The organism is Lysinibacillus sp. FSL H8-0500 (assembly GCF_038051955.1).
Taxonomy (GTDB): Bacteria; Bacillota; Bacilli; order Bacillales_A; family Planococcaceae; genus Lysinibacillus; species Lysinibacillus macroides.
Genome location: NZ_CP150292.1, coordinates 1 through 20,847, shown reverse-complemented (window position 1 = coordinate 20,847; position 20,847 = coordinate 1). Strand labels below are relative to the sequence as shown.

Here is a 20,847-nt window from a genome sequence, read left to right as displayed (position 1 = left end):
CATTCAGAAAGAATGAACCTTCAAAACTGAACGCAAAACGTAATCATTGTTTCATCCTCGATGAAACCTTCCGTAAATATCCTTAGAAAGGAGGTGATCCAGCCGCACCTTCCGATACGGCTACCTTGTTACGACTTCACCCCAATCATCTATCCCACCTTCGGCGGCTGGCTCCAAAAGGTTACCTCACCGACTTCGGGTGTTACAAACTCTCGTGGTGTGACGGGCGGTGTGTACAAGGCCCGGGAACGTATTCACCGCGGCATGCTGATCCGCGATTACTAGCGATTCCGGCTTCATGTAGGCGAGTTGCAGCCTACAATCCGAACTGAGAACGACTTTATCGGATTAGCTCCCTCTCGCGAGTTGGCAACCGTTTGTATCGTCCATTGTAGCACGTGTGTAGCCCAGGTCATAAGGGGCATGATGATTTGACGTCATCCCCACCTTCCTCCGGTTTGTCACCGGCAGTCACCTTAGAGTGCCCAACTAAATGATGGCAACTAAGATCAAGGGTTGCGCTCGTTGCGGGACTTAACCCAACATCTCACGACACGAGCTGACGACAACCATGCACCACCTGTCACCGTTGCCCCCGAAGGGGAAACTATATCTCTACAGTGGTCAACGGGATGTCAAGACCTGGTAAGGTTCTTCGCGTTGCTTCGAATTAAACCACATGCTCCACCGCTTGTGCGGGCCCCCGTCAATTCCTTTGAGTTTCAGTCTTGCGACCGTACTCCCCAGGCGGAGTGCTTAATGCGTTAGCTGCAGCACTAAGGGGCGGAAACCCCCTAACACTTAGCACTCATCGTTTACGGCGTGGACTACCAGGGTATCTAATCCTGTTTGCTCCCCACGCTTTCGCGCCTCAGCGTCAGTTACAGACCAGAAAGTCGCCTTCGCCACTGGTGTTCCTCCAAATCTCTACGCATTTCACCGCTACACTTGGAATTCCACTTTCCTCTTCTGCACTCAAGTCCCCCAGTTTCCAATGACCCTCCACGGTTGAGCCGTGGGCTTTCACATCAGACTTAAAGGACCGCCTGCGCGCGCTTTACGCCCAATAATTCCGGACAACGCTTGCCACCTACGTATTACCGCGGCTGCTGGCACGTAGTTAGCCGTGGCTTTCTAATAAGGTACCGTCAAGGTACAGCCAGTTACTACTGTACTTGTTCTTCCCTTACAACAGAGTTTTACGATCCGAAAACCTTCTTCACTCACGCGGCGTTGCTCCATCAGGCTTTCGCCCATTGTGGAAGATTCCCTACTGCTGCCTCCCGTAGGAGTCTGGGCCGTGTCTCAGTCCCAGTGTGGCCGATCACCCTCTCAGGTCGGCTACGCATCGTCGCCTTGGTGAGCCATTACCTCACCAACTAGCTAATGCGCCGCGGGCCCATCCTATAGCGACAGCCGAAACCGTCTTTTAGTCTTTTACCATGAAGCAAAAGAGATGATTCGGTATTAGCCCCGGTTTCCCGGAGTTATCCCAAACTATAGGGTAGGTTGCCCACGTGTTACTCACCCGTCCGCCGCTAACGTTGAAGGAGCAAGCTCCTTCTCTGTTCGCTCGACTTGCATGTATTAGGCACGCCGCCAGCGTTCGTCCTGAGCCAGGATCAAACTCTCCATAAAAAGAAATTTGATTTGCTCAAATTGTTTTGCTGGCATCAATTTTGATGTCCAAAATTTTTGTTTTGTTCACTAGCCAAAGCTAGCTACTTAAAACTTGATTGATTACGTTTTGCTTGTTCAGTTTTCAAGGTTCATTATTCTTTATATTTTGCGTCATCTCTTTGTTAAGAGTTAACTTTTATATAATAACATGTTTTATATATATTGTCAAACAGTTATTTTATTTTTATATTCTAGTAGTTACTGTTTCAGTAGCAACTTTTATATAATAACACCTTATTTATTAATGGTCAATAGCTTTATATATATTTTATAATCTAAACCTCGGCCAATTTCTTAAAAATTGAATTGTACGATTTCTCCCTATTTCTAATAGTGTTTCTTTCGTTTCTTCATTCAGATCAAATTGTGTTGCACTATAGTCTTCCACAGGAATAAAAATAATATCTCTCTCATGTCGTCTGGAAATATACCTTTCATCATGTGCATCTTTCATAGTTGAAAATAATGCTTCAAATAAATTTAAACCATTTTTAATTTCATGTGGACATTGCTCTTCTCTTCGTCTGCTAAGTTTTAGACCTAAAATTGGGCGTACTTTTCTCCCCTCTCTATCATCGAAAATCCATAATGGGAAATTACTTAGAACACCTCCATCAACAATTATTGATTCACCTCTACCATTTTTTAAAGTAACTGGTTCAAAAAAGAATGGTATACCACAGCTCATACGTAATGCACAGGCAACAGAGAAGTTTTTTGCATCAATATGATATTTGTGTAAGTCATCTGGTAACACAATCATTCTGCCATTTGTTAAATCTGATGCTACTAGTTTTAATGAATCTTTTGGTAAATCTCCAAAAGTATATACACCCTTTTTTGATAATTTTTGAAAAAACCATTTTTCTAATGCTTTTCCTTTGTACAAACCTAAATGATTATACACATTTATCCATTTCATAAAAGGAAAAGGCAATAATGTTCTTCTTGGATCTAATAATGAAGGTATATCCAATTCCTCTAGCATCATTTCAATTTCTTTTCCGCTATATCCTGCAGCAATAAATGCAGCTAAAATTGCACCTGCACTTGTACCAGCCACGCGTTTAAACCGAAAATTCTCCGCTTCTAACACCTGATACGCTCCAACCAATGCAAATCCCTTCAAACCTCCACCAGAAAACACACCATCAATCCACAAAATTCCCTCTCCTTTTTCGCGTAATCTTTACAATATAAGAATGGATAATGGTGATTAGAACTAAATTTTGTACTTTATTGTCATTTCTTATAATTAGATAAAAGCTTGATATCGATACTTTAGCAGTGGTAGTTAATTGAATAATTTTAGAAAAAGAGAAAGGCTAATTCATTATAAATAAAACACTTATAAGTTTTTTCCTCCCATAACCAATATGAAAATCAGTTCTTCCTGTCCATAAAGATCGGGACAGAAAAAGGATGAAAGATGTGTCTTTTTCAATAGCTTACAATTTAGAAACATTACTGTTTGCGCGAATACTGCGTTAAATTTCTTATTAGCTATACCTGATAGTAGGATAATTACATATAAAAAATGCTTATTTTTAAATTCACCTACTATTTGTGATCTTCTTATTTGGAATGATTATGCTTGGATTTTAGGGAACCTAACGATGAAAACATTTTTAACCCTTATCTGAAACTTATTTCGTCTGTTGGAAAGGCTAGAAAGCTATGGAGTCACACAGATTATGATAAAGAGTATCGGTCTATATTGAAAATCTCTGTGGAATGTTTGAAAAATTTTTTAATATAACAATTGCAAATGGCAACGAGCCAAATTTTTTTAGGAAAAAATGGAGTGTTTGATGCGGGATAAATTGAGGAATTATTACAATATAGCTTGATTAAAAAGAGTTTTGTTCCCCTAATTAAGATTATAAGATCTTTGGGAGTTAATTAGACTTTGAAAATTAGAATATATAAAATATTGACTATTATTGATTATAGAGATTGAAGAATAGTTCTGGTTATCAAAACGTTATTATAACAGTAATTCCAGCAGAAATCAGTAAAATATAGAGCTGTTTCCTCCAACACATCATTTTGCTTCATAGAAGGATATATCTCCCAGTAATCACCAACACGTAAAAATACACAAATTATAAATTAGTTATTATGTAAGATTACTTGAGCTATTTCAACATATCAGACTGAATAAGTACTGGACAAACATAGTGAGAATAGGTTAAGTAAAAAGTCCACATTGTGATAGAGAAGCGTGTCTATTTTATTTGGAGTGGTCAAACATGATACCTTAATTTTGGCGTTTAATCTTTATTGCTATAACTTTAATGAGGAAATTATGCCTGCTAAGTTCTATATAAATTCTACCAAAAACATGCTATTACGTTTATCTTGACTAAGAAATGGCTCAAATTTCCCGGTGTAAAGGGACACACATTTCAAGTGCAAAATACGATTTTCCTTATTGTTGGTACATTTACAAATTTATTACATAAATTTCCTATGTTGTGGACTCATTGACTATTTATACAGACATTTAAAGTCAAGCAACTAACTTTCCCTTAGAGATTAGTTGATGTGTATATTCTAATAAGGATTTTTAACATCTGGATAGCCTACTATATTATATACACCACACATACAAAAAAGCAGTCAGCTAGATGCTGACTGTTTTTGTTGGCCTAGCGATGTCCTACTCTCGCAGGGGGAAGCCCCCAACTACCATCGGCGCGAAAGAGCTTAACTTCCGTGTTCGGGATGGGAACGGGTGTGACCTCTTTGCCATTATCACTAGACTTTGTATATTGTTGAAAGGGTTATTCTTTCAAAACTGGATAAACGATGCATTGAATAGTTTAAACATTTTGGTTAAGTCCTCGATCGATTAGTATTCGTCAGCTCCATGTGTCGCCACACTTCCACCTCGAACCTATCTACCTCATCGTCTTTGAGGGATCTTACTTACTTGCGTAATGGGAAATCTCATCTTGAGGGGGGCTTCATGCTTAGATGCTTTCAGCACTTATCCCGTCCACACATAGCTACCCAGCGATGCCTTTGGCAAGACAACTGGTACACCAGCGGTGTGTCCATCCCGGTCCTCTCGTACTAAGGACAGCTCCTCTCAAATTTCCTACGCCCACGACGGATAGGGACCGAACTGTCTCACGACGTTCTGAACCCAGCTCGCGTACCGCTTTAATGGGCGAACAGCCCAACCCTTGGGACCGACTACAGCCCCAGGATGCGATGAGCCGACATCGAGGTGCCAAACCTCCCCGTCGATGTGGACTCTTGGGGGAGATAAGCCTGTTATCCCCGGGGTAGCTTTTATCCGTTGAGCGATGGCCCTTCCATGCGGAACCACCGGATCACTAAGCCCGTCTTTCGACCCTGCTCGACTTGTAGGTCTCGCAGTCAAGCTCCCTTGTGCCTTTACACTCTACGAATGATTTCCAACCATTCTGAGGGAACCTTTGGGCGCCTCCGTTACCTTTTAGGAGGCGACCGCCCCAGTCAAACTGTCCGCCTGACACTGTCTCCTGCCCCGCTTAGGGGCATGGGTTAGAATTTCAATACAACCAGGGTAGTATCCCACCGACGCCTCCTTCGAAGCTGGCGCTCCGAGATCTCTGGCTCCTACCTATCCTGTACAAGTTGTACCAAAATTCAATATCAGGCTACAGTAAAGCTCCACGGGGTCTTTCCGTCCTGTCGCGGGTAACCTGCATCTTCACAGGTACTATAATTTCACCGAGTCTCTCGTTGAGACAGTGCCCAGATCGTTACGCCTTTCGTGCGGGTCGGAACTTACCCGACAAGGAATTTCGCTACCTTAGGACCGTTATAGTTACGGCCGCCGTTTACTGGGGCTTCAATTCGCAGCTTCGCTTGCGCTAACCACTCCTCTTAACCTTCCAGCACCGGGCAGGCGTCAGCCCCTATACGTCACCTTACGGTTTTGCAGAGACCTGTGTTTTTGCTAAACAGTCGCCTGGGCCTATTCACTGCGGCTCTCTCGGGCTTTCACCCTATCAGAGCACCCCTTCTCCCGAAGTTACGGGGTCATTTTGCCGAGTTCCTTAACGAGAGTTCTCTCGCACACCTTAGGATTCTCTCCTCGACTACCTGTGTCGGTTTGCGGTACGGGCACCTCTCACCTCGATAGAGGCTTTTCTTGGCAGTGTGAAATCAGGAACTTCGTCCATACGGACTCGCCATCACAGCTTGGCGTTACAGTGTGCGGATTTGCCTACACACACGCCTATCTGCTTGGACGCGCATATCCAACAGCGCGCTTACCCTATCCTCCTGCGTCCCCCCATTTCTCAAACGGTGAGGAGGTGGTACAGGAATATCAACCTGTTGTCCATCGCCTACGCCTATCGGCCTCGGCTTAGGTCCCGACTAACCCTGAGCGGACGAGCCTTCCTCAGGAAACCTTAGTCATACGGTGGACGGGATTCTCACCCGTCTTTCGCTACTCATACCGGCATTCTCACTTCTAAGCGCTCCACCAGTCCTTCCGGTCTGACTTCAACGCACTTAGAACGCTCTCCTACCACTGACATCGTAGATGTCAATCCACAGCTTCGGTGAATCGTTTAGCCCCGATACATTTTCGGCGCAGCGTCACTCGACCAGTGAGCTATTACGCACTCTTTAAATGATGGCTGCTTCTAAGCCAACATCCTGGTTGTCTGTGCAACGCCACATCCTTTTCCACTTAACGATTACTTGGGGACCTTAGCTGGTGGTCTGGGCTGTTTCCCTTTTGACTACGGATCTTATCACTCGCAGTCTGACTCCCGTGTATAAATATCTGGCATTCGGAGTTTGTCTGAATTCGGTAAACCGGGATGGCCCCCTCGTCCAAACAGTGCTCTACCTCCAGTATTCTCATCACGAGGCTAGCCCTAAAGCTATTTCGGAGAGAACCAGCTATCTCCAGGTTCGATTGGAATTTCTCCGCTACCCACACCTCATCCCCGCACTTTTCAACGTGCGTGGGTTCGGGCCTCCAGTAAGTGTTACCTTACCTTCACCCTGGACATGGGTAGATCACCTGGTTTCGGGTCTACGACCACGTACTATTTCGCCCTATTCAGACTCGCTTTCGCTGCGGCTCCGCCTTCTACAGCTTAACCTTGCACGTAATCGTAACTCGCCGGTTCATTCTACAAAAGGCACGCTATCACCCATTAACGGGCTCTAACTACTTGTAGGCACACGGTTTCAGGATCTCTTTCACTCCCCTTCCGGGGTGCTTTTCACCTTTCCCTCACGGTACTGGTTCACTATCGGTCACTAGGTAGTATTTAGCCTTGGGAGATGGTCCTCCCGGATTCCGACGGAATTTCACGTGTTCCGCCGTACTCAGGATCCACTCTGGAGAGAACGAACTTTCGACTACAGGGCTGTTACCTGCTCTGGCGGACCTTTCCAAGTCGCTTCATCTAACTCGCTCTTTTGTAACTCCGTATAGAGTGTCCTACAACCCCAAGAGGCAAGCCTCTTGGTTTGGGCTCTTCCCGTTTCGCTCGCCGCTACTCAGGGAATCGATTTTTCTTTCTCTTCCTCCAGGTACTTAGATGTTTCAGTTCCCTGGGTCTGCCTTCAAGACGCTATGAATTCACGTCAAGATCCTACGCGATTAAACGTAGTGGGTTCCCCCATTCGGAAATCTCCGGATCAAAGCTCACTTACAGCTCCCCGAAGCATATCGGTGTTAGTGCCGTCCTTCATCGGCTCCTAGTGCCAAGGCATTCGCCGTGCGCCCTTAATAACTTAACCTACGGCTTTCGATATACGTCGTTATACAGCGTCAGCTTCATTCACTCGTTCAGTCACGTACAGAGGTACGCTCCTTCACTCACTCAATCGCTTCCTTGCCTAACTCGTATCTCAAAACCCTTAAATTATTAAGCCTATAAAAAAACTTAAAAAATAAATGTGTTTGTTACAATTTCAATGTCGTTTTATCCAGTTTTCAAAGAACAAAAAAATGGTGGAGCCTAGCGGGATCGAACCGCTGACCTCCTGCGTGCAAGGCAGGCGCTCTCCCAGCTGAGCTAAGGCCCCAAGAGGTATATATGGTGGGCCTAAATGGACTCGAACCATCGACCTCACGCTTATCAGGCGTGCGCTCTAACCAGCTGAGCTATAGGCCCTCTTGGAAGTTTTATATAATTATTCATAAACCTTCAAAACTGAACGCAAAACGTAATCATTGTTTCATCCTCGATGAAACCTTCCGTAAATATCCTTAGAAAGGAGGTGATCCAGCCGCACCTTCCGATACGGCTACCTTGTTACGACTTCACCCCAATCATCTATCCCACCTTCGGCGGCTGGCTCCAAAAGGTTACCTCACCGACTTCGGGTGTTACAAACTCTCGTGGTGTGACGGGCGGTGTGTACAAGGCCCGGGAACGTATTCACCGCGGCATGCTGATCCGCGATTACTAGCGATTCCGGCTTCATGTAGGCGAGTTGCAGCCTACAATCCGAACTGAGAACGACTTTATCGGATTAGCTCCCTCTCGCGAGTTGGCAACCGTTTGTATCGTCCATTGTAGCACGTGTGTAGCCCAGGTCATAAGGGGCATGATGATTTGACGTCATCCCCACCTTCCTCCGGTTTGTCACCGGCAGTCACCTTAGAGTGCCCAACTAAATGATGGCAACTAAGATCAAGGGTTGCGCTCGTTGCGGGACTTAACCCAACATCTCACGACACGAGCTGACGACAACCATGCACCACCTGTCACCGTTGCCCCCGAAGGGGAAACTATATCTCTACAGTGGTCAACGGGATGTCAAGACCTGGTAAGGTTCTTCGCGTTGCTTCGAATTAAACCACATGCTCCACCGCTTGTGCGGGCCCCCGTCAATTCCTTTGAGTTTCAGTCTTGCGACCGTACTCCCCAGGCGGAGTGCTTAATGCGTTAGCTGCAGCACTAAGGGGCGGAAACCCCCTAACACTTAGCACTCATCGTTTACGGCGTGGACTACCAGGGTATCTAATCCTGTTTGCTCCCCACGCTTTCGCGCCTCAGCGTCAGTTACAGACCAGAAAGTCGCCTTCGCCACTGGTGTTCCTCCAAATCTCTACGCATTTCACCGCTACACTTGGAATTCCACTTTCCTCTTCTGCACTCAAGTCCCCCAGTTTCCAATGACCCTCCACGGTTGAGCCGTGGGCTTTCACATCAGACTTAAAGGACCGCCTGCGCGCGCTTTACGCCCAATAATTCCGGACAACGCTTGCCACCTACGTATTACCGCGGCTGCTGGCACGTAGTTAGCCGTGGCTTTCTAATAAGGTACCGTCAAGGTACAGCCAGTTACTACTGTACTTGTTCTTCCCTTACAACAGAGTTTTACGATCCGAAAACCTTCTTCACTCACGCGGCGTTGCTCCATCAGGCTTTCGCCCATTGTGGAAGATTCCCTACTGCTGCCTCCCGTAGGAGTCTGGGCCGTGTCTCAGTCCCAGTGTGGCCGATCACCCTCTCAGGTCGGCTACGCATCGTCGCCTTGGTGAGCCATTACCTCACCAACTAGCTAATGCGCCGCGGGCCCATCCTATAGCGACAGCCGAAACCGTCTTTTAGTCTTTTACCATGAAGCATAAGAGATGATTCGGTATTAGCCCCGGTTTCCCGGAGTTATCCCAAACTATAGGGTAGGTTGCCCACGTGTTACTCACCCGTCCGCCGCTAACGTTGAAGGAGCAAGCTCCTTCTCTGTTCGCTCGACTTGCATGTATTAGGCACGCCGCCAGCGTTCGTCCTGAGCCAGGATCAAACTCTCCATAAAAGAAATTTGATTTGCTCAAATTGTTTTGCTGGCATCAATTTTGATGTCCAAAATTTTTGTTTTGTTCACTAGCTGAAGCTAGCTACTTAAAACTTGATTGATTACGTTTTGCTTGTTCAGTTTTCAAGGTTCATTTTCTTTGTATTTCATCATCACCTCTTGGCGACTTATTTATAATACCAAGATACTAAAATAATGTCAACACTTTCTCTAAATATATTTCAAAAAATATATTTAGAGTCTTCTTCTCCAACTAAACAAATAAATAAGTTTCTCTTACTCGAGAGTACTCATGATACAAGCAGAATGGATAACATGATTTCTAAAGACAGCCTAGCCTTTGAAAATAAAACCTTTTGTGTGTATTTGCTGTTCCTTTCACTGTTAACCTTTTTTGTTAGTTGGAATAACTACATAATAGAAAATACTTAACTTCAAATTCACTCACTGATTTATAATCTTCATAATAGGGTATCGATTGAGGACTGTGTATTGAAAGCTTTTAGAGGATTTTTAGGCAGTACCTTCGTGAGGAAAAAGCAAATATTTTAGATACAGGATGAATTAAAAAATGATAAGGACATAGTTTAAATCGAAAAGATTTTTATTCCAACGATGGCAGAGCTATTTGACATTTTAAAAATAAGTTACTTTATCAAGCAATGGAGATGTTAAAAAATATTCATAAAATATTAACTCTAAAAAAAATGTTTATCGATTCCTATTCGCTCTACTCTTGATGATAAATTGAAAGCTTAAAACCATTGATTTTAGAAAATGGGGATTAGATATAACAACTGGTGCCTCCTTACTAAGAACATCTCCAATTATTGATTACCATGCAGCATATAAAAAATTACCCCAGTGATATTAGCCAAAAACAGTAACTATATAAGAGTATCGTAGTATCTTCTTTCATTGCTGGGTGTTTTTCTAAATAATCGCGCTCATTCACAACTTGAATTGTCTATATGTGAACTTCCAGAAAATCAAAACTATTGTTTAATAAACAAATACTGCCGTCAACAAGCTAGAGTGATAAATCATTTATAATAGAATACTGTCCCTTATTATTTCATCTCCATACTAGAATTAATCACAATTCCTTTATTTGATTGGAGCACATAAATAGCTGGTGCTGCTGATGCCTGAAGGTCTTTCCAAAATAAATAATTGAAGTGTACCAATTATTTCTTTGCACAATACTCTAATCAAGTACGTCGAATCTTTTAATACTTAATTTTGAACTGACTACCATATATTATTAACCATACTAACCTTTCAAATTAACAAACAAAACGATACATGTGTAAGACACAAATTATGGTGACCTTGGATTTTTGTCGAATCATATACGAAGGTTAGTCATTTAATTTATGTAAGTTAGCTAAACGCTTAGCATATTTAGTTAGCTGCTAAATTATAAAACACCCACCTACTATCGCTTAATTATTGATAGTAGGTGGGTGTATGGTTTCTTTTATAATGATTCTTATACCTTCTTACATATTGGTGATGATTCGTGAGATATAAAAGGTACGATTTTTGCTTAAATCAAAAATCTCTCCTGAATGAAGTAATTTAATAAGTGGTCGTGTGGGTGCAAATTTATTAACAAACATGACTTCACCGCGCTCTAAATTAGAAAGTTCAACAATTGTGCCAATAGGTAAGTCTGCCACAATATCAATTAATGCGCGTACTACTTTAATATCAAACTTACCAAATTCCGATTCATTAATCATTTCTATTACTTTAAACGAGGATTGCCTAGACCTATATACCCGTTCACAAGTCATAGCATGGAAAACATCAGCCACAGCAATAATTTGCGCAAAAATAGAAATATTAGCAATTTTTTCACCTTTCGGATAGCCACTTCCATTTAAACGTTCATGGTGTTGAAAGATGGCTTCTTTCATTGTCTCCTTTAGAATCGTTAAATCTTTCACCATATTATGGCTATAAATAGGATGCTTATAAATTTCATCAAATTCCTGCTCTGTTAAAGGTGACTTTTTATCACGAATACGTGGGTGTACTTTCGCCATGCCACAATCAGCCAGTAAACCACCAATCGCTACTTGAATGGTCATGCCTCTATCATATCCTAACTTTTGAGCTATAACAGCAGAAATTAATGCAGTCGCTACACAATGATGATATAAATAATCTTTGGGATTTGAATACTCATTTAGATCAAAAACAATAGTACGATCATCTAGTACCATTTCTACTAGGGGTAAAATAATCGTTCTAGCCTTCGCAATATCTACCTTAGCACCCGCTTCCCAATTTTTAAATTCCCTTTTAAATTGTTCGACTGAACGATTATAAACTTTTCTAAAAGCGGGGATTTCTTCTATCATAACCTCTACATTCGTTTCTTTCTTTTCAGCTTGAGTATCACTCTGCCCTTTATAAACGGGTACATGAGAAATATTAAATGCATGAAAGACTTGCAAATGTACATAGGAAATCATCGTGTCTTTAAAAATGATAGGATATTGTGTATTGGCAAAAATATCCTCAGAAATTACTCGACCAACGCCTAACTCTGAAATCGGTACATGTATAGTTTCCACGAAATAAACACCTCTTCACTATTTAGCTTGTTTCATTGAAGGTATTTCCATTTTATCACGGAATTCAAAATAGTTACTTATTTTTCATAATTTATAATGAAAAACCGATGAATGACTCTTCATGGTCATCATCGGCTTTTCATCATTCCTCTATATTTTCTTCATCTTCATGAGAATCTTCTTCTTTTTCAATTTTGGCCACTGTTGCCACCAGCTCATCATCTCCTAAGCGGATTAAACGAACACCTTGCGTACTACGGCCAATTAATGAAATATCATTAACATCCATACGGATCAACATTCCATTAATTGTAATAAGCATTAAATCCTCAGAACCATCCACTGTTTTTACAGCAACCATTGGACCGTTTTTATCGGTAATATGGATTGTTTTTAACCCGACTCCGCCACGGCTTTGTAAACGATATTCCTCTTCAGCAGTACGTTTACCATAACCTTTTGCCGTAACAACTAAAATTTCTTGGCCTGGTTCAACAATTTCCATTCCTACAACCTCATCACCATCACGGAGCTTAATACCACGTACCCCGCCTGCTGTACGGCCCATAGAACGAATATCCTCTTCTTGGAAACGAACAAGCATACCATCACGTGTACCAATAATAACTTGCTTATTGCCATCTGTTAATCGTACCGAAATAAGATCATCATCTTCTCGTAAGCTAATGGCAATCAGCCCATTTGTTCGGATATTGGCAAATTGAGATACAGGTGTACGTTTGGTAATACCGGTTTTCGTTGTAAAAATAAAGTACGCATCCTCAACAAATGAATCCACACGAATCATGGCTGTTACTTTTTCATCTTTTTCAATATTGAGCAGATTAACCATTGGCAAGCCTTTAGCTGTACGACCAAACTCCGGAATTTCATAGCCTTTTGCTCTAAATACTTTACCCTTTGATGTAAAGAATAGAATCGTGTCATGAGTGGAAGTATTCATAAGGTGCTCTACAAAATCGTCTTCATTTGTACCCATACCTTGTACACCACGGCCACCACGTTTTTGTGAACGGTATGTATTGGCAGCTAGACGCTTAATATAACCGTTATGCGTCAATGTTACGACTGAGTTTTCTCGTGGAATTAAATCTTCATCCTCAATCATTTCAAGGCCACCAGCAGTAATTTCTGTGCGACGCTTATCATTGTAACGCTCTTTAATTTCAAGCATTTCCTTACGAATTATTTCAAGTATCTTTGCTTCATCCGCTAAAATTGCCTTTAATTCTCCAATTAATCTTTGTAACTCCTGGTATTCGGCTTCGATTTTTTCACGCTCTAATCCACTTAAACGAACAAGACGCATATCGAGGATTGCCTGTGCTTGTCGTTCACTTAAAGTAAAGCGCTCCATTAAGACAGGCTTCGCTTCTTCACCACTACGAGAGCCGCGAATAATGGCGATAATTTCATCGATATGGTCAAGTGCGATACGTAAACCTTCTAAAATATGTGCACGCTCTTCGGCCTTACGTAGTTCAAACTCCGTGCGGCGAGTAATGACTACTTTTTGATGCTCTAAATAATGATACAGCGCCTCTTTTAAGCTTAAAATTTTTGGCTGACCATCTACTAGTGCGAGCATATTTACTCCAAAGCTCGACTGCATTGCCGTTTGCTTATATAAATTGTTCAGTACGACATTTGCATTCGCATCACGACGTATTTCAATGACGACACGCATCCCACGACGGTCTGATTCATCGCGTAAATTAGTAATGCCATCGATTTTTTTATCACGTACAAGCTCGGCGATTTTTTCGATTAATTTCGCTTTATTTACTTGATAAGGCAGCTCATGAATTAAAATTGTTTCTTTACCGCTACTATTTTGTTCAATTTCTACCTTTGCGCGAATAATAATAGAGCCACGACCTGTTTCATAAGCTCGACGAATACCAGAGCGACCAATAATTAAACCTCCTGTTGGGAAGTCTGGTCCTGGTATAATCTCCATTAACTCTTCTGTCGTAATTGCAGGATTATCAGATAAAGCCAGTACGGCATCAATCGTTTCACCAAGCTGATGTGGGGGGATATTTGTTGCCATACCTACCGCAATACCAGAAGCACCGTTTACTAGTAAGTTTGGATAACGAGATGGTAATACTTTTGGCTCTCGCTCACTACCATCATAGTTTGGCTCATAATCAATTGTATCTTTATTAATATCACGTAGCATTTCCATGGCAATTTTCGACATACGAGATTCCGTATAACGCATCGCAGCTGCACCATCACCATCCACAGAGCCGAAGTTTCCATGTCCATCTACTAGCATATAGCGATAACTAAAATCCTGTGCCATACGAACCATTGCATCATAAATAGAAGAATCACCATGTGGATGGTATTTCCCCATTACATCCCCTACGATACGAGCACTTTTTTTGTACGGCTTATCTGATGTATTGCCTAGCTCCTGCATTCCATATAAAATTCGACGATGCACAGGCTTTAAGCCATCTCGTACATCTGGTAAAGCACGCGATACAATAACACTCATCGCGTAGCTTAAAAATGATGTTTTAATTTCAGTCGTAATATTTCTTCCTTGAATATTTTCATGTTCGATCTCAGACAAAATATAGACCTCCCTTCCAAACGATTAAATATCTAAATCTTGAACATACACAGCGTTTTCTTCAATGAAATGACGGCGCGGTTCAACGTCATCGCCCATTAGTTGGTCAAAAATTCGATCTGCCTCAATTGCATCGTCTAGTTCAACGCGAATTAATGTACGATGTGCTGGGTCCATTGTTGTTTCCCATAGCTGCTCCGCATTCATTTCACCTAAACCTTTATAGCGCTGCACGTTTGGCTTTGGTATGCTTGATAATCGATTTAAAATTTCATCTAATTCCTCATCTGAATAGCAGTACTCTACATGCTTCCCTTGCTTTACTTGATATAATGGGGGCTTGGCTGCATAAACATAGCCTGCCTCGATAAGCGGACGCATAAAGCGGAATAAAAATGTTAACAGTAGCACTCGAATATGTGCACCATCGACATCAGCATCTGTCATAATAATGATTTTATGATAACGGGCCTTTTCTAAATTGAACTCTTCCCCAATTCCAGTACCAAAGGCTGTAATCATGGCGCGAATTTCAGCATTTGAAAGAATACGATCTAAACGTGCCTTTTCAACGTTTAAAATTTTCCCACGCAAAGGTAATATGGCTTGGAAATGACGATCACGTCCACTTTTCGCAGAACCGCCAGCTGAATCACCCTCAACAATATAAATTTCACAGTCAGCTGGATTTGTCGAAGAACAGTCAGCTAATTTACCTGGTAAACTAGATACTTCAAGTGCACTTTTGCGACGAGTAAATTCACGTGCCTTTTTCGCAGCCACACGTGCACGAGCTGCCATTAAGCCTTTTTCGATAATCTTACGTGCAACAGTTGGATTTTCTAACATAAAACGTTCAAAGCCATCTGAGAATAATGAGTTTGTAATTTGGCTTACCTCTGAATTCCCTAACTTTGTTTTTGTTTGTCCTTCAAATTGAGGATCTGGATGTTTGATAGAAACAATAGCAGTTAATCCTTCACGTACATCCTCACCTGTAAGATTGGCATCAGCTTCTTTTAATAGCCCATTTTTACGTGCGTAATCATTAATAACGCGTGTAAGTGCGGTTTTAAAACCAGACTCATGCGTACCACCTTCATACGTATTAATATTATTAGCGAACGAAAAAATATTGGATGAAAATCCAGCATTATATTGCATAGCAATTTCAACTGAAATACCATCCTTTTCTCCAAGTACATCGATCGGCTCATGAATAGGATCTTTCGATTGGTTAAGATGCTCTACATACGAACGAATACCACCTTCATAGTGATATGTAGTAGAACGCTCCTCTTCTCCGCGTTCATCTGTAATTGTAATTTTGATACCACGGTTTAAGTAAGCTAATTCTCGAATACGGTGTGCTAGAATATCGAATTCATAAATAGTTGTTTCCTTAAAAATCTCCGGATCGGCTTTAAAGCGAGTAGTTGTACCATTGTGATTGGTCTCACCGATAACCGTTAATTTTTGAGCTGTTTTTCCGCGCTCAAATTTAATTTCATGGATCTGTCCTTCACGATGCACCTGAACAATTGTCTCAACAGAAAGAGCATTCACAACTGAGGCCCCCACACCATGAAGACCACCAGATACCTTGTAGCCTCCACCGCCAAATTTACCTCCAGCATGTAAGACAGTCATAATAACTTCAACAGCGGGCTTACCCATTTTTTCTTGAATGCTTACAGGAATCCCACGCCCGTTATCTTCTACGCGAATCCAATTATCTTTTTCAATTGTCACTTTTATATCTGTACAAAATCCTGCAAGGGCTTCATCGATACTATTATCAACAATTTCCCATACTAGATGGTGAAGACCCTTTGAGCTTGTTGAACCAATATACATCCCTGGTCTTTTACGTACTGCTTCTAAGCCCTCTAAGACTTGTATCTGATCGGCCTCATAAGCTTGGTTTTGTAAACCTTCGTTCTCTATAGCCACGGCTTTCATCTACTCCTTCATAACATCATTGTGTGTAAATGAATGAACAGTCAACCGAGCTGACTATTACCATTCTTTTGTAATCTAAAAAACTACCCTGGCTAACTTTCTTCAATCGCTCCTTGTTTCACGTGGAACAGTTCAGCCTGCTCCATTGTTTCATGATGAATTCCATCAACGTTTGTCGTTGTAACAAAGGTTTGAACTTCACCTTGAATAGTGTTTAATAAGTGCGATTGGCGATAATCATCGAGTTCCGATAATACATCATCTAAAAGTAGGATGGGTGTTTCGTTTGTTTCTTGTTTAATTAATTCAATTTCAGCAAGCTTTAAAGACAATGCAGTTGTACGTTGCTGTCCTTGTGAGCCATAAGTTTGAACATCATAACTATTTACCAAAAACTGCAAATCATCGCGATGTGGTCCAATTAGTGTGACACCTCTGTCAAATTCACGCTCTCTCGCTTCCATCAATTTTCGATGTAAAATATTTTCAATTTCGTCAATATTATGTTCTTTTTCAATACCAGCTACTGTACGATATTTTATAATCAGTGTTTCCTTTCCTTGTGATATCCCTGCATGTATAGGCTCAGCCCACTCCTGCAATAAATCCATAAATTGAAATCTTTTACGAATAATTTGGATGGCTGCTTGAATATATTGTTCATTGTAGACCTCATACATCACATCATTTGATATAGATTTGCCTTGATTCATCTTTAAGAAATGGTTACGCTGTTTTAAAATTTTTTGAAAGGTCAATAAATCATGTAAATAAACAGGCGAAATTTGCCCAATCTCCATATCAATAAAACGTCGGCGTATTTGCGGACTGCCTTTTACGACATTTAGATCTTCAGGTGCAAACATAACAACATTCATTTGACCAATATAATGACTGAGGCGACTTTGCTCTATATGATTTATCTTGCCCTTTTTACCCTTCTTTGTAATCGTAAGTTCTATTGGTAAAATACCGTGCCTTTTTTGAACGGCCCCTTCTATTTTACCATAGTCTGAATCCCAACGTATCAATTCTTTATCGTTCGTTGTACGATGAGATTTAGCCATTGCTAATACGTAGATGGATTCCATAACGTTTGTTTTTCCTTGAGCATTTTCACCAATGAAAACATTAATTTTAGGAGAGAAGTTTAAATCTAAGGCATCATAGTTACGGTAATTTGTTAGTTGTAATTGCTCAATATGCATACTTTACTGTCCAGCTGGTCCTACAATTTGAAAGCGACCACATCCAGGAATGTTTATAATATCTCCGTCACGTAGTTTACGACCTCGGCGATCATCTACTTCACCATTTATATAAACAGCGTTTTCTTGTAAAAACCACTTGGCCATTCCACCTGAACTAATGGCATCTGTTACTTTTAGTAGCTGTCCCAGCGTAATAAACTCCTCATTAATTTTAATGTCCTTCATAGTGTGTTCCCCTCCGAATACAGACTTTCTTTCTCTCTATCATACCTAAAATTTCACTATAAGTAAAAAAAGATAGTCGCAATAAGCGACTACCCTAGCTTTTTAATCTATATAGATTTTCAAATCTTTTAGTAAGTTCGTACAGGTAAAATTAATTGTAGTATAGCATCATCATGAACAGAGCGTAAAATAAATGGTCTCATTGCCCCTGTAAATTGAATTACTACGTCTTGACCATCAATAGCCTTCAACGCTTCCATCATATATTTTGCGCTAAAAGAAATTTTTAGATTTTCCCCTTCTAGTGATTCGACAGGAATTTCTTCTTGTACTTTCCCAATTTCAGGTGAATTAGAGGAAACTTCAACAGCTTCATGATCTAATATTTCAAAGCGTACAACATTATTACGGTCGCCTCGTGCTACTAATGATGCACGGTCAATGGCTTGTAATAAAGCTTTACCATTGATCGTTACATTTGTTTGATATTCTTCTGGAATTAAGCGTGATGTATCGGGATAATTTCCTTCAAGTAAACGAGAGAAAAATAGTACATCATCAGCTTTAAATAATACTTGCTGGCTTGTAATAACAATTTGTACAGGATTTGTTGAATCTTCTAATACTTTATTAAGCTCATTTAAACTTTTTCCTGGAATAACAACGCTATGCTCAACTTCTGGTAAATTTTCCAGATGAACTTTACGTCTTGCTAAACGATGGCTATCTGTTGCAACACAGCTTAATGTCTCATTTTTAATTTGCCAGTTTACACCTGTCAACACTGGTCTGCTTTCTGAAGTGGCCACAGCGAACACTGTTTCACGGATAATTGTTTTTAACAAATCAGCAGGAATAGTAAATTTTTGATCCTCTGTTAGTTCAGGCAATAATGGATATTCAGTAGCATCAGAGCCGATTAAATGGAATTCAGATTTACCTGAACGGATATGTGTTTGGAAACCAGATGTTACATGAATTTCAACATCATTTGTTGGTAATTTACGTACAATTTCATTAAACATACGAGCTTGGACAACAATTGAGCCTGTTTCATCAATCTGAATAATTTGTTGCCCATCTTCTTCAGCTGGAATAAAAGTTTGGATCGTAATATCCGCATCACTACCTGTTAAACGAATACCTTCCTCTATCACATCAATTTTAATGCCAGTTAAAATTGGAATAGTTGTTTTGGAGCTTACAGCCTTCATAACATCATTTAGGCCCTCTAATAAACGGTCACGTAAAATATTAAATTTCATTCATTTTCCCTCACATATATATATTATTTATTTATATAAAATAAAGAGATATAGTAATAGGCCTTGTGGATTTGTGGATAAGTATATTTAAAGCGAATAAAATCAGTCTATCCACATGTAGATAGACTGTGCATAAGTTTGTGTTTAAATATTGGATTTGTCCACAGCCATTACTTCCCTAGCATGCTACGAATTTGTTTAATATCTTGTTGGAGCTGAACGTCATTTTTCAACAAAGAAGATATTTTTTCGTGCGCATGGATAACGGTTGTATGGTCACGCCCCCCAAATTCTTCACCAATTTTCGGCAGTGAGAAATCCGTTAATTCGCGTGATAAATACATAGCAACTTGGCGCGGAAAAGCAATTAATTTTGTACGTTTTTTTGCAGCGAAATCTTCTAAACGAATACTAAAATGCTCTCCTACTGCATTTTGAATATCTAGTATGGTTACAGTGCGTGGCTTTGAATTTGGAATAATATCCTTCAATGCTTCAGCAGCCAATGTTGCTGTAATATCTTTATTAACTAGTGATGAATAGGCAACGACGCGAATAAGCGCACCTTCAAGCTCCCTAATATTGGAGTCAATCTGGTTCGCGATATAAAGCATTACCTCATTTGGTACCTCTAAGCCATCTGCCTTTGCTTTTTTACGTAGGATCGCAATACGAGTTTCCAAGTCAGGTGGCGCAATATCAGTGATTAAGCCCCATTCAAAGCGTGAACGTAGCCGATCTTCCAACGTTGGAATTTCCTTTGGCGGTCGGTCACTTGATATAACAATTTGTTTTGATTCTTCGTGCAATGTATTAAACGTGTGAAAAAACTCTTCCTGTGTTGATTCTTTTCCCGCGAGGAATTGAATATCATCAATTAGTAGCACATCTACGTTCCGATATTTATTGCGAAAATCAAGTGCTTTGTTATCACGAATAGAGTTAATAAACTCATTGGTAAATTTCTCAGATGATAAGTAAACTACTTTGGCATTCGGATTATGTTCCAATACATAATGACCAATCGCATGCATTAAGTGTGTTTTACCTAGCCCAACTCCCCCATAAATAAAGAAGGGATTATATGCCTTCGCAGGTGCTTCAGCGACAGCTAGTGAGGCAGCATGTGCAAAGCGATTACCAGAGCCAATAACAAACGTATCAAAAGTATACTTCGGGTTTAACATACCTGGTGAAATATCATGGTGATCGTTATTTTTTGCTTGGATAATCGGCGCCGGCAAATCGAAATCGTCCGAACCCTGACTTTTTTGAACAACAAATTTAATAAGCAAGTCTTCGCCTGTAAGCTCCGTTAATATACCTGTAATCAAATGAATATAATGATTTTCAAGCCAGTCTCGAGCAAACGAATTGGGCGCAGCAATTGTCACAGTGGAACCACTACCATTGTAAGATAGTAATTTTGTAGACTTTAGCCACGTTTCAAAGCTTGGTTTAGAAATTTTTTGTTCTACCTGAGCCAGGACATTATTCCATAGTTCTTCTAAATGTTCCAA

8 protein-coding genes, 2 tRNA genes and 4 rRNA genes are annotated in these 20,847 nt (G+C 40.8%); all 14 read right to left on the bottom strand.

Features of this window, described 5'->3' with window-relative positions; translation table 11 throughout:
* Window positions 1-86: 86 nt before the first annotated feature.
* Window positions 87-1,638: ribosomal RNA gene (locus MHB44_RS00070) — 16S ribosomal RNA — on the bottom strand.
* A 310-nt stretch (window positions 1,639-1,948) separates the two neighbouring features.
* On the bottom strand, window positions 1,949-2,842 hold the full coding sequence (locus MHB44_RS00065) for a patatin-like phospholipase family protein (RefSeq protein ID WP_341301097.1): 894 nt from the start codon (window positions 2,840-2,842) through the stop codon (window positions 1,949-1,951).
* Window positions 2,843-4,329: 1,487 nt separating this feature from the next.
* Window positions 4,330-4,445 (bottom strand): 5S ribosomal RNA (rrf, locus tag MHB44_RS00060).
* Window positions 4,446-4,514: 69 nt separating this feature from the next.
* Window positions 4,515-7,443 (bottom strand): 23S ribosomal RNA (locus MHB44_RS00055).
* 212 nt (window positions 7,444-7,655) lie between these two features.
* Window positions 7,656-7,731: transfer RNA gene (locus tag MHB44_RS00050), tRNA-Ala, on the bottom strand.
* Between the two features lie 12 nt (window positions 7,732-7,743).
* Window positions 7,744-7,820, bottom strand: a tRNA-Ile gene (locus MHB44_RS00045).
* A gap of 99 nt (window positions 7,821-7,919) precedes the next feature.
* Window positions 7,920-9,471 (bottom strand): 16S ribosomal RNA (locus MHB44_RS00040).
* The 16S, 23S and 5S rRNA genes sit together here with 2 tRNA genes alongside, the layout of an rRNA operon.
* 1,502 nt (window positions 9,472-10,973) lie before the next feature.
* On the bottom strand, window positions 10,974-12,056 hold the full coding sequence (locus tag MHB44_RS00035; RefSeq protein WP_341301096.1) for an HD-GYP domain-containing protein: 1,083 nt from the start codon (window positions 12,054-12,056) through the stop codon (window positions 10,974-10,976).
* A gap of 142 nt (window positions 12,057-12,198) precedes the next feature.
* Complete coding sequence (gene gyrA, locus MHB44_RS00030; RefSeq protein WP_341301095.1) at window positions 12,199-14,664, bottom strand: DNA gyrase subunit A; 2,466 nt, start codon at window positions 14,662-14,664, stop codon at window positions 12,199-12,201.
* A gap of 24 nt (window positions 14,665-14,688) precedes the next feature.
* Window positions 14,689-16,626 (bottom strand): DNA topoisomerase (ATP-hydrolyzing) subunit B, encoded by a 1,938-nt coding sequence (gene gyrB / locus MHB44_RS00025; protein ID WP_341301094.1) that lies wholly within the window; start codon window positions 16,624-16,626, stop codon window positions 14,689-14,691.
* Between the two features lie 92 nt (window positions 16,627-16,718).
* Window positions 16,719-17,834, bottom strand: coding sequence for a DNA replication/repair protein RecF (gene recF, locus MHB44_RS00020; RefSeq protein ID WP_341301093.1), 1,116 nt, complete (start codon window positions 17,832-17,834; stop codon window positions 16,719-16,721).
* Window positions 17,835-17,837: 3 nt separating this feature from the next.
* Window positions 17,838-18,062 (bottom strand): S4 domain-containing protein YaaA, encoded by a 225-nt coding sequence (gene yaaA / locus MHB44_RS00015; protein ID WP_341301092.1) that lies wholly within the window; start codon window positions 18,060-18,062, stop codon window positions 17,838-17,840.
* A 128-nt stretch (window positions 18,063-18,190) separates the two neighbouring features.
* A complete protein-coding gene (dnaN, locus tag MHB44_RS00010; protein ID WP_341301091.1) occupies window positions 18,191-19,327 on the bottom strand; it encodes a DNA polymerase III subunit beta in 1,137 nt (378 codons plus the stop codon).
* A gap of 170 nt (window positions 19,328-19,497) precedes the next feature.
* Window positions 19,498-20,847, bottom strand: coding sequence for a chromosomal replication initiator protein DnaA (dnaA, locus tag MHB44_RS00005; RefSeq protein WP_341301090.1), 1,350 nt, complete (start codon window positions 20,845-20,847; stop codon window positions 19,498-19,500).